Source organism: Lysinibacillus zambalensis, from assembly GCF_040183165.1.
In the GTDB taxonomy this organism is placed as follows: domain Bacteria; phylum Bacillota; class Bacilli; order Bacillales_A; family Planococcaceae; genus Lysinibacillus; species Lysinibacillus zambalensis.
In genome coordinates this window covers 123,514-135,285 of the sequence record NZ_JBEGDG010000010.1, presented here as the reverse complement: position 1 = coordinate 135,285, position 11,772 = coordinate 123,514, and the positions used below count along the sequence as shown (strand labels likewise).

The 11,772-nt window shown below is 37.6% G+C and carries 11 protein-coding genes; all 11 read left to right on the top strand.

The genetic code is table 11. The annotated features are described in order from the left end of the window. The first annotated feature begins 25 nt into the window (after positions 1-25). The 11 genes from ABNX05_RS14690 (at position 26) to ABNX05_RS14640 (ending at position 11,593) form a co-directional block, all read left to right on the top strand. Positions 26-508, top strand: a complete 483-nt coding sequence (locus ABNX05_RS14690; protein ID WP_349660394.1) for a YqfB family membrane protein — start codon at positions 26-28, stop codon at positions 506-508. Positions 509-563: 55 nt separating this feature from the next. After that, on the top strand, positions 564-824 hold the full coding sequence (locus ABNX05_RS14685) for a hypothetical protein (RefSeq protein WP_079563475.1): 261 nt from the start codon (positions 564-566) through the stop codon (positions 822-824). After that, positions 814-1,932: a sporulation protein YqfD gene (locus ABNX05_RS14680; protein ID WP_349660393.1), complete on the top strand. Its 1,119-nt coding sequence runs from the start codon at positions 814-816 to the stop codon at positions 1,930-1,932. The genes ABNX05_RS14685 and ABNX05_RS14680 overlap by 11 nt, the downstream gene beginning before the upstream one ends. Positions 1,933-1,934: 2 nt before the next feature. Further along, positions 1,935-2,891 (top strand): PhoH family protein, encoded by a 957-nt coding sequence (locus tag ABNX05_RS14675; protein WP_349660392.1) that lies wholly within the window; start codon positions 1,935-1,937, stop codon positions 2,889-2,891. Positions 2,892-3,385: 494 nt separating this feature from the next. Further along, the gene (locus ABNX05_RS14670) at positions 3,386-5,506 is read left to right on the top strand and encodes an HD family phosphohydrolase (RefSeq protein ID WP_349660391.1); all 2,121 of its coding nucleotides are present in this window, start codon (positions 3,386-3,388) and stop codon (positions 5,504-5,506) included. Positions 5,507-5,514: 8 nt separating this feature from the next. After that, positions 5,515-5,988 (top strand): rRNA maturation RNase YbeY, encoded by a 474-nt coding sequence (gene ybeY / locus ABNX05_RS14665; RefSeq protein WP_349660390.1) that lies wholly within the window; start codon positions 5,515-5,517, stop codon positions 5,986-5,988. Further along, a complete protein-coding gene (locus ABNX05_RS14660) occupies positions 5,989-6,339 on the top strand; it encodes a diacylglycerol kinase family protein (RefSeq protein WP_349660389.1) in 351 nt (116 codons plus the stop codon). Between the two features lie 459 nt (positions 6,340-6,798). Continuing rightward, positions 6,799-7,212 (top strand): cytidine deaminase, encoded by a 414-nt coding sequence (locus ABNX05_RS14655; RefSeq protein WP_079563886.1) that lies wholly within the window; start codon positions 6,799-6,801, stop codon positions 7,210-7,212. After that, positions 7,199-8,116, top strand: a complete 918-nt coding sequence (gene era, locus ABNX05_RS14650; RefSeq protein WP_079563883.1) for a GTPase Era — start codon at positions 7,199-7,201, stop codon at positions 8,114-8,116. Before ABNX05_RS14655 ends, era begins: the two co-directional genes overlap by 14 nt. Before the next feature lie 134 nt (positions 8,117-8,250). Then, the gene (gene recO, locus ABNX05_RS14645) at positions 8,251-9,045 is read left to right on the top strand and encodes a DNA repair protein RecO (RefSeq protein WP_349660388.1); all 795 of its coding nucleotides are present in this window, start codon (positions 8,251-8,253) and stop codon (positions 9,043-9,045) included. Between the two features lie 829 nt (positions 9,046-9,874). After that, positions 9,875-11,593 (top strand): HD-GYP domain-containing protein, encoded by a 1,719-nt coding sequence (locus tag ABNX05_RS14640; RefSeq protein ID WP_349660387.1) that lies wholly within the window; start codon positions 9,875-9,877, stop codon positions 11,591-11,593. Positions 11,594-11,772 lie beyond the last annotated feature (179 nt).

Below are 11,772 nucleotides of genomic sequence, written 5' to 3'. Positions count from 1 at the left end.
AAACTGAAAGGAGCGGTACTAATAAATGGAACAATTAATTATATTTGTGATAATTGCCATAGTCAGCTCTATTTTCGGTAAATCAAAAAAGAAAGAACAAAAACCAATGCCTCCTTTTAACAAGGATTCACAAGTAGAGCCTCCTGTTATAAAAAGAGCAGAGGTGACGCAACAGCAACAATCTAAACCACAGAGTTTTGAGGATTTTGCACGTGGGTTTTTAGGTGAATGGGAAAATGAAAAGCCCCAATTCGAAGAGCCGAAAAAAAATGTCGAAAAAACAGTAATTGAAAAAACACCGAGCTATGTAGCTCCCTCTTTAGTCCCGACTGAGAAAATGGGTCGTACGTCGAATAGAGAAAGTATTGGCCGTTTGGCAGCTGGAAAAAAAGTCGAGGGAGTAGCTGAACCACAATCGGCTTTTCAATTACCGACATCAAAAAAATCATTCATGCAGGCTGTTGTAATGGCAGAAGTTTTGGGCCCTCCAAAAGCAAAAAGAAAATAACTAGCATGTCCTCCTTTTTCGATGCATATATTGCCGAAGAAGGAGGCATTTTTTTATGAGAAAACTATTTCAATTAACGCCACTACTTGAATTATTACAATATGAAACACTAAAAATCATTGGCCCGTATCGTTTTCTACATGCTGATGCTTCATCGTGCTCTTTTATCTACGCAGACTATCATATTACTGTGCGTGGAAAATCGGTGGAAATTAATGCTCTTAAAGAAGATATGTTGCATCTTTCTGTAGAGGATTTACAGGAGCTTCAGATGAAAATGACAAAGAATATGGGTGTGAGCGATAATGTGGAATAATCGGCCAATTATCATACGTATAAAGCGCCATGAAAATGTTCATCCTTTTATTCAAGCATTGCATGCGCAACATGTGCCATTAAAGCGTGTTGTTTTTCGTGAGCAAGAGGTTGTCTTTGAAACAACTATGCATTATCTACCAAAGATTCGCCGTGTGCGTAGTCGTTACCGACTTAAAATGGCAATCTATTATGCAGATGAACTTCAAGTTTTTCGAGCGCAGCTTTGGACTTTGCTTGGCCTAGCGTTGATGATATTAATACCATTACTATGTGCGCAGGTTATTTGGCGGATTGATATTAAAGCGGCAACACCGGAGTTAGAGGAACGTCTAGGAAAGACCTTTCAAGATACATTTCAATTAGAAACACCCATTTCTAAAAAAAACTTACCCTCGGATGCTGTCATGCGACAGAAGCTATTAGAAGGGCATCGAGACCTTTCGTGGGTGCATATTGAAAAGTACGGTGGACGTGTAATTTTACGACCTCAGGAGTCCCCAAAACAAACTAAACAAACGAATGAAAAGTTAGCGGAGCATTTAGTAGCAACAAAAAGTGGTGTAATTACTCACTTTAATATTCAAAATGGAGAACGGAAAATTTCAGTTAACGATACGGCTTACGAAGGTGATGTTCTCGTAAGTGGCGTAATTGAAAGTGGTGAAGATCAAGTCTTTGTTGGGGCTAAGGGAGAAGTTTACGCAGATTATTGGCTTGAATGTTCATTTAAAATTCCGACAAAACTAACGATGGAAACGCTACAACAAAAGCAGTGGCGCGTATTAGTGAAAGGCATTCATGAAGAAAAAGATAAAGTTGACTATGTGCAAAAGAAGGATTTACCTGATTGGCTCGATCCATATGTTTCGGTTGTTGAGGAGCAGTACTCAAAAAAAGTGCAAGTAGAGCTTAATGAATCCAAAATAGATTCATTGCTCATACCATTGCTTCATGAAAAGGTACTTCGTTCACTACCTGCGAAAACGGTTATAAAAAAAGAAAACCTTTTACAGGTAAAGTGGGGGAATGGTACAGTTGAAGGGAAAGTTCTATTTTTAGTCAATGAAAACATTGCCAGTCCAATACAAGGCCTACAAGGAGAATGATTATGTCAGAACATTTAACTGTATTACAAGTGGATAATCCAAACGAAGCGGTCATGCTACTCGGAATTTCCGATGCAAATATGAAATTAATCGAAGAGGCTCTAAAAGTCCACATTATTACACGTGGGGAACAAATTCAGCTTGCTGGTGAAGAGGATGCAAAGGAACAAGCAACATTCCTTTTACATGCTCTTTTAAAGGTCATTCGTAAAGGTATTAATATTGATCAGCGTGATGTTGCAACAGCAATTGAAATGACACAAAAAGGAACGATTGAATACTTTGCAGAACTTTATGATGAAGAAATAGCTCGCACGACGAAAGGTAAGCCTATTCGTGCAAAGACAATAGGTCAACGAGAATACATACAAGCAATCCGTCATAAGGACGTTATTTTTGGTATCGGACCAGCCGGTACTGGGAAAACGTATTTAGCGGTAGTCATGGCAACACAGGCGCTAAAAAACGGGCACGTTAAGCGTATTATTTTAACACGCCCTGCAGTAGAGGCAGGCGAGTCTCTAGGCTTTCTTCCGGGGGATTTGAAGGAAAAGGTAGATCCTTATTTACGCCCTCTTTATGACGCTTTAAACGATATTTACGGATCAGAACAAACACAAAGGCTTATTGAAAGAGGCACAATAGAAATTGCACCTTTAGCATATATGCGTGGCCGCACATTAGATGATGCCTTTGTTATTTTAGATGAAGCTCAAAATACGACACATCAGCAAATGAAAATGTTTTTAACGCGACTAGGATTTGGCTCAAAAATGGTCATTACCGGCGACAAAACACAAATTGACCTACCAAAAAATATGGAATCTGGATTAATCGTAGCGGAACGAACATTAAAGTACGTAAAATCTATACATTTCCAAACTTTAGAACAAGGTGATGTAGTACGCCACCCAATCGTAGCAAAAATCATCCAAGCATACGAAGAGCAGCAACTTTAATATGACCGCGTAGCGGCAGGTGCAACAGGTGTTTAAAAGAAAGTTGTGGATGACTTTTGTTTAAAACGTCTACTATGTAAATAAGTTGATCTTCGTTACGACTGGGCGACTCCTTGGGGATTAGCGATATAGAGGAACGAAGGCTAAAAACATCACGTCCTGTGATAACGCCTTCGTGACCAACATCGTGTTGGCCCGAGACTCTGCAGCGTAACGGATGTTTTCTGTGCGAAAGCGCAGTCCTAACGTAGCGGCAGCAAATGTTTTAACTGTGCGAAAGTAAAGCGACAGTAACAAAGCGCACAGTCGGAACGGAACTCAACCACACGTTTTGATGATGATCCAAAACTTAACAAGCATGAAAAAGGTTTAAAAATGGAAAAATTTGTGACGGCTATACGATGTGTATAGCTGTTTTTTTACTTTCTTATACATTTTTCGGGAAAAATGTTTTTTGAATTGGTATGATAGTAGGTAGATAGAGGAGGTGCAAGATGGAGAAACAATTAAAAAAAATAACAGAACTTATTGGCTTTCGCTACTTTTTAATTGTCGTTCTCATCTTAACAGGAGCCCTACAATTTACTTTTATGTATGGCAATGTTAAAGGTGTTACATATGATTTTAAACCATTACAGCTAGCGCCTGAAACAGTACGATCTACTAAAACGATAGAAGATACTTATAAAACGCAACAGGAACGAGAAAAAGCAACAAATGCAGTTGCACCAGTCTATCAATTTTCTGCGGATGTTGCTAAACAGCGAGCTTCGATTGTAACGTCTTTATTCGACTATGTTCTCGAGGTAAAGGCAGATGTTGAGAGTAGCAAAGAACCTATTCCTGTTGTTGATCAAGTGGCGCAGCTTCGTAAAAAACTTGAATCTATAGATTCAGAGCAAATGCCCATTGTCTTCACTGATTCACAACTAGAAGGATTGTTAGTACAAAGTGAAGCGGATCTAAAAAGAACAAGTACACAACTATCAAAACTCGTACAGGAATATTTACAAAAATCCATTCGATCTGAAAATGTGTTTGCGTCTCAAAATGATTTTGAGACAAAAATTCGTGGACAACGAGGCTATCCTGATAAAATATTTAATACAGTAGTTTTAATTGGTCGTACGAGTATTATTGAAAACGAGACGATAAACGAGGAACAAACGAAAATTCGAAAGGAACAAGTGAGGGAATCAGTTGAACCAACTCGAATTCTTCAAGGACAAATCATCGTACAGGAAGGGCAAATTATTGATAATGAGGCGTTCCGTCAATTAGAGCTTCTAGGTATGGTAAGTAATAAGGCATCGATGAAGCCGATTGCAGGGCTGATTATTTTAATACTTCTTGAAATGATGTTCATGTTTGTTTTATTCGAACGCTGGCATATAGATGAGTACAAAAAACGTAATGCCCTGTTGGTAACAGTAATTGTTTATAGTTTATCGATCCTGCTGATGAAATTTATTAGTCTAGTCTCAGGAGGTTTCGATGTTACGATTGCCTTCCTTTTCCCAACAGCATTGGCAACGATGCTAGTACGGTTATTAGCGGATGACCGTGCTGCAGTTCTTATTACGGTTATGACAGCAGCATCTGCGGGTGTTATATTCCAAGAGGGTTATTCATCTGTTATGCAGATGGAAATTACACTGTATATAATTTTTGGAGGATTTGCGAGTTTATTCTTTTTGCAAAGTATGGAAAAACGTTCGCATATTTTACATACTGTAGGTATTATAGGGCTCGTAAATATGTTATTTATTGCATTTTATTTACTGATGACACAATCTTCCTACGGCTTGTCAGAGTTAGTGTTTTACTTTATCGCGGCAATGATATCGGCTTTATTATCAGGAGCTCTTACAATGGGTCTCTTACCATTCTTTGAATCAGCATTTAGCTTATTGTCGTCGTTGCGTTTAATTGAATTATCGAACCCGAACCATCCATTGCTGAAAAAATTACTAATGGAGGCCCCGGGAACATATCATCATAGTGTTATGGTGGCGAACTTAGCGGAGGCTGCGTGTGAGGAAATTGGTGCGGATGGATTACTAGCTCGTGTAGGATGCTATTATCATGATATTGGCAAAACGAAGCGCCCTGCCTTCTTCATCGAGAATCAAATGTCTGGTATTAATCCCCATGATTCATTGTCTCCGGAAAAAAGCGCGGAAATTATAATTGCGCATACTACTGATGGGGCTGAAATGCTAAAACGATATAAGATGCCACAGGAAATTATTGATATTGCTTTGCAGCATCACGGATCTAGTCTGTTAAAATACTTCTACTTTAAAGCGAAGGAAGAAGGAAAATGCTTAGATGATACAACATACAGATATCCAGGTCCGAAACCGCAAACGAAGGAAGCGGCAGTTATTAGTGTTGCAGATAGCGTTGAGGCAGCGGTTCGATCGATGAAGGAACCGAATGCAGAGAAAATTCAAAAGTTGGTACGAGCAATTATTGATGATCGAGTACAAGACAGTCAGTTTGATGAATGCGATATTTCGATAAAAGAGTTAAAATGTATAGAGAGAGTACTTTGTGAAACGTTGAATGGAATTTTCCATTCACGAATTGAATATCCAAAGGCAGATAAGTAGGAGGATCTATGATTTTAACAATTGATTTTACAGATGAAACAAATGAAGTGGCTACTGAGCATATGGAGCTTGTTGAAAAGCTTTTGCAGCTAGCTGCGAAACTAGAGAATATTGAGCCGGAAACGGAAGTGTCAGTGACGTTCGTTACAAATGAAGCGATTCAAGAAATAAACCGAGAATATCGTGACAAGGATCAACCTACAGATGTTATCTCATTTGCCCTGGAGGAATTAGGTGCGGGAGAAATGGAAGTAACATTTGAAGGGATGCCTCGTATATTAGGAGATATTATTATTTCAACAGATCGTACAAAAGAACAGGCAGCGGAATATGGGCATACATTTGAGCGAGAATTAGGCTTTTTAGCAGTCCACGGTTTCTTACATTTACTTGGCTATGATCATATGGTGCCAGAAGATGAAAAGGTGATGTTCGGAAAGCAGGATGAGATTTTACAATCTTTCGGCTTAGGACGAGAATAAATGAATGTTCGCAAATTTGTACGCTCTTTTGGGTATGCCTTTAAAGGTATTATTACAGCCTGTGCGGAGCAAAATTTTAAATCCCACTTACTTAGTGCGGGAATAGTTTTGATTGCTGGCTATTTTACGGGTTTATCTCGTATAGAATGGTATATTGTATTGTTATTAATTGCTCTAATGTTTGCGCTTGAAATGATTAATACAGCAATTGAACGAGTAGTGGATTTAGCTTCACCTACGATCCATCCGCTTGCTAAGCAGGCGAAAGATCTTGCTGCAGGTGCAGTACTTGTATTTGCGATATTCAGTGCTATAATCGGATTACTCATATTTATACCGAAATGGTTTTAATACTACTGTTCGGTCATGAAGTAGTTGCAATTGTGCTGGAGAATTTATGATTTATTAGACTCACCAAAAGTTCGGGATGTCATTTGGTTAAATGAATTATAAGTTGATTGGAGTGGAGGTTTGGGCAACTCCTTAGGGCTCAGCTGACGCCCTTAGGAAAGTGCCCAGCCGGAACGGAAATCAACCCCGCTTTAAGGTGATGAGCTATTTATCTTCATTCATGAAGATAAAGCCTCCGGCGGATGTCACGGATTGTGAAAGGAATGTACAAAGGATGTTAGACTAACAACTTTGCATCCTGCGAAAACGGCTAACTGACCTGCATCGGTAAAAACGCCACGTCCTGTGGCATTACCGAAATGACCGACTTCGTGTAGGTCCTTATGCAGGCCTAGGCACAATTCAAAATCCGGACGCAATTACGCCGAGGTGAAATTGATTATGTAGAGGTGGACATTGATGACAATTGATATGCAAGCATTACTAGAAGAATCAAAAAAAGCGCGTGAAAAGGCTTATGTACCTTACTCAAAATTTAAAGTTGGCGCGGCGATTTTAACGAAAGATGGAGAGGTCATTCATGGCTGCAATATTGAAAATGCGGGCTATAGTATGACAAATTGTGCTGAGCGTACAGCATTTTTCAAAGCTGTGTCAGAAGGTATTTATGATTTTGAGGCGATTGCTATTGTAGCTGATACAGATGGACCATGTGCGCCATGTGGAGCTTGTCGTCAAGTGATGATGGAGTTTTGCAAGCCATCTATGCCTGTATATTTAACAAATTTAAAAGGTGATGTCACGGTAACGTCTGTAGGCGAATTACTACCGTTTGCATTTACAACGGAGGATTTAGAGAATGCTGGAAAATAATAATGGCTATAAGTCAGGTTTTATCTCCATAATCGGTCGACCGAATGTTGGGAAATCAACATTTTTAAACCGTGTTATTGGTCAAAAAATTGCGATTATGAGTGATAAGCCACAAACAACACGAAATAAAGTACAAGGTGTACTAACATCAAATGATAGCCAAATGATCTTTATAGATACACCAGGAATCCACAAGCCTAAACATAAGCTAGGGGATTTTATGCTAAAGGTTTCTAAAAATACATTGCGTGAAGTGGATGTTATTATGTTCATGGTTAATGCAGAGCAGAAACTTGGAAAGGGTGACGAATTCATCCTTGAAATGCTAGCGGGTAATCCAACGCCTGTCTTCCTGGTAATCAATAAAATCGATCAAATTCATCCAGATGAATTAATAGGGATAATTGAAAGCTACAAAGAGCGTTATGACTTTGCGGAAATTGTACCGATTTCAGCATTACAAGGGAATAATGTAGAAGATTTATTAACGACATTAACGAAATATTTACCAGAGGGTCCGCAATATTATCCAGCAGATCAAGTAACGGATCATCCTGAACGTTTCATTATTTCAGAGTTAATTCGTGAAAAGGTGTTGCATTTAACGCGCGAAGAGATACCTCATTCCATCGCTGTTGTGATTGATAAAATTCGCCGTGATGAAGAAAATGAAGATAAAATTCGTGTAGCAGCAACGATTATCGTAGAAAGAGATTCGCAAAAAGGGATTGTCATTGGTAAACGTGGTGCGCTATTAAAAGAAGTAGGGATACGTGCTAGAAAAGATATTGAGATGCTTCTTGGTTCAAAAGTGTATTTAGAGCTTTGGGTAAAGGTGCAAAAGGATTGGCGAAATAAATCAACGCATTTACGTGACTTCGGTTTCCGTGATGATGAATATTAATAGGATCTGTTTTTAAGTTAAGAAGCAACTTTACAACAATCTTATTTATCGCTGTAGTTTTAAATGGAGCTGTCCAATAATTTTATTGGAGAGCTCTATTTTCATGCGAAACAGTGTAGAAAGGAGGGGGATCGATGCTTCATAAATGGGAAGGGATTGTCCTAAAGGTGCGTGCCTATGGAGAATCAAATAAAATTGTAACATTACTAACAAGAGAAGCTGGAAAGGTTGCGACGATGGCTCGTGGAGCGAAGAAGCCTTCCAGTAGACTAGCATCTGTGACACAGCCATTTACGTATGGCATGTTTATGGTGCAGCATCATACTGGTATGGGAACATTGCAACAAGGTGAGCATCTCAATTCAATGCGCCATATTCGTGAGGATATTATGGCAACAGCATATGCTAGTTATATAATGGAACTTGTCGAGCGAGTAGTAGAAGAGGGGAAGCCTGAGCCATATGCATTTGATGTGCTTCTACAAGCGTTACAAGCCATTGAGGAAGGTTATGACCCGGAGGCCATTACATTGTTCGTAGAATGGAAAATGCTACCCTATACAGGTGTGCAGCCTATTTTACATACTTGTGCTGCTTGTGGTGCCGTAGACGGTGAATTTGCATTTTCTTTTGCACAAGGTGGTTTTTTGTGTCATCGCTGTTATCACCATGATCCTTATATCATTCGATTAACACCGACCCAGCTTAAGCTTATTCGGATGTTCTATACTGTACCAATTGACCAGATTGGGAAACTAGACCTGAAAAAGGAAACAAAATATTTTATTAAAAAAATAATTACAACTATTTACGAGGAACAAACAGGAATTCGTTTTAAGACTAAAAAATTTATTGAACAGCTAGAGCGAACGCCTGAATTTCAGATAAGAACAAATACAGAACAAGAAAAAACGCCAGAAGACCATTAACATTGATCTTCTGGCATTTTTATGTTTTTAACAAATGTCATCCGCAACTTTTGGTGAATTACAGGGAAAAGGTGATTTTCTAATGTTCCTTATTCGCATGCTTGGTAGTTATTTTATCAAAATGCTATTTATTTTGGAGTTGCATTGATTTTTGTAAATGGCATTAGGACAAATTGATTAATCCTTTATCAATTGTAGAAATATTATTTATGAGAGAAATTTAACTATAACTTATAAATAAAAACTTATACTTATTGATATATAGGTATTTATATACTTTTTATTTCAAATTAACGAGTAATACAATACAATTCGTTAGGTATAAAATATTAATTTCGGTAGAGTTTTTAATATAAACATAGTAGAAACTATTCATTCTAATGCCATATACTAGTTGAAAAGGCATTTTAATCTATGATATTGTAATTGATATAGATGATGATATTTAACTTCTTACAATAAATAATCTCTGTAGCGAAAGTTACGCATGTGAAAGAAGTTAAAGCCTCCCGCAGATGTCATGGAATCGGTAAGGAGTTAGCGTTGGATGTTAGCCTAAAACCATCTCATCCATGTGATAACAGCTAATGGACCTGCATCGGTAAAAAAGCCATGCTGTGGCATTAGCGAAATGCCCGACATCGTGTTGGCCTTCATATTGCTGCTGCTGTCGACTCGCTTTCGCACAAAAAATATTTGCAGGCCTAAATAACAAGCCAATTTCGGACCAATTATGCCGAGGCATAATTGACGAATAACGAACAACGCAGTCTTACGGGAGAAGGAGGGAGTCACATAATGCTTAAGCATCGCGTATGTGGCAGAAATTATGCTAAGAAAAGTGACGTTAAGTATTGATGAAGTCGAAGCCAATGATATTTTAGCTGAAGATATTTTTTCTGATTATCGTTTATTAGCTAAAAAAGATCTTGTTTTAACGGAACGAATTATTGCTTTACTTAAACTTAGAAAAGTTGACGAGTTATCGGTTTATTTACCGACTGATTCAGTCCGAATTGTTCATGATTTGAGTGTTCAGCGTTCAAAGGATTACGAGGATGTTTTTGCACCGCTAATGGATAAAAATGATGATACAGATGAGTATAAAGAAACAGTAAGTCAGCTTTTTATGACTACATTAGAGAATGTTGTGCATGAATTACGCTATGGCCAAATTTTAAAAAGCATCCAAGACACTGCTTATGTACGAGGTGTTTTTGAAAAAATTTTAGAAAAGAAACATCGCTATGAATTACTCATGCGATTAAAAGAATGGGATGAATATTCTTTTGTTCATTCATTTGATGTTTTCGTTTTAGGTACAATCTTCGCCCGTAATTTAGGTTTAATGGATATTGAAACGCTAGCAAGAGGCTATTTGTTCCATGATATTGGGAAGGTATGTATTCCGCAAGATATATTAAATTTAAAACGAAAATTATCGGAAGATGAGTTTGATATTGTCAAAACTCATACGACTAAAGGTTATGAGCTACTCATTGAAAATGGGGAAGACGATATTGCCTATTTAGCACGGGATCATCATGAACGCTTTGCTGGTAAAGGTTATCCGAATCAGCTTTGTGAGGATGATATGTGTGAGGGAGTTCAAATACTGCAGATTATTGATGTTTATTCAGCGATGACATCAAAGCGAGTATACCATTCGGGATATGCTGCAACAGATGCATTAGCTGTTTTATATCGTGATCGACATTTATATAACGAGAAATTTATGCATAAATTTGTAGAGTGTCTAGGAATTTTTCCTGTCAACTCAGTCGTTCAATTATCAGATAATCGAAGTGCACAAGTAGAACTTGTCTATGATTTATTCCCGACATTGCCTAAAGTTAAGCTATTAGATGAGCAAAAGTCAATGATTTTACCTTTGAATTATAGTGTGAAAATTTCGAAAATTATAGATTATCGTACAAACAGCTTTGAAGAAATTTTTAACTTATTTGTAGAACAATTAATTCGCTGTGATGAAAATAGCTTAAGAGTTTACTTTAAAAGATTAATAGATCATTTACATCCTAAAGAAATTGTTTTAAAAATATTTTTACCTGCTTTTCAAATTCTACGTTTATTAACAAGAGAAATCCAAACGGATATGACAAAGTATAGAAATTCTATTGATATTCTAAAAAAGTTATTAGAAGAGCAAATAAATATATTGTATATGGATTACCAGCATGAAAAAACAACTGTAGTAGTTGTGGAAACTGCACTTCGTGAAAATTTCTTTATAAAACTTGTGCAAAGTATTTTGTATATTGACAAAATTGTTCCGTTTTTTATTAATCCAGATGATGACCAACGTATTTCGCAATTGATGGAACATTGTAACGTAAATGTAGCTTACTTTATTGAAGATAAACTAACCATCGATAAGAGGGTTCGCCCAATGCGAGAAGGAACCTTCCTTTATTATACGCTTGGAGATATAGAGGAAATTCTAATAAGCTTAGTAGGTATGAGTATGAAAAGATTTTCATTTGAGGAGAAGATGCAAGAGCGCTTGTTTTCATCAATTAAGACCTGACAAAAGATTGAAATGTGTATCCAAAAACTAAGGTTGATTTTCGCTCCGAGTGGGCACTTTCTGCGGGCTTAGCCTCTACTTTCCGGAAGGGCTTTCATTGCAAGTCATCTTGCTGGTCGAGGTAAATCGCCGGTTCCTCATCATTAGTACGAGTAGTCATTTTTCCACAGAAAAAGGGA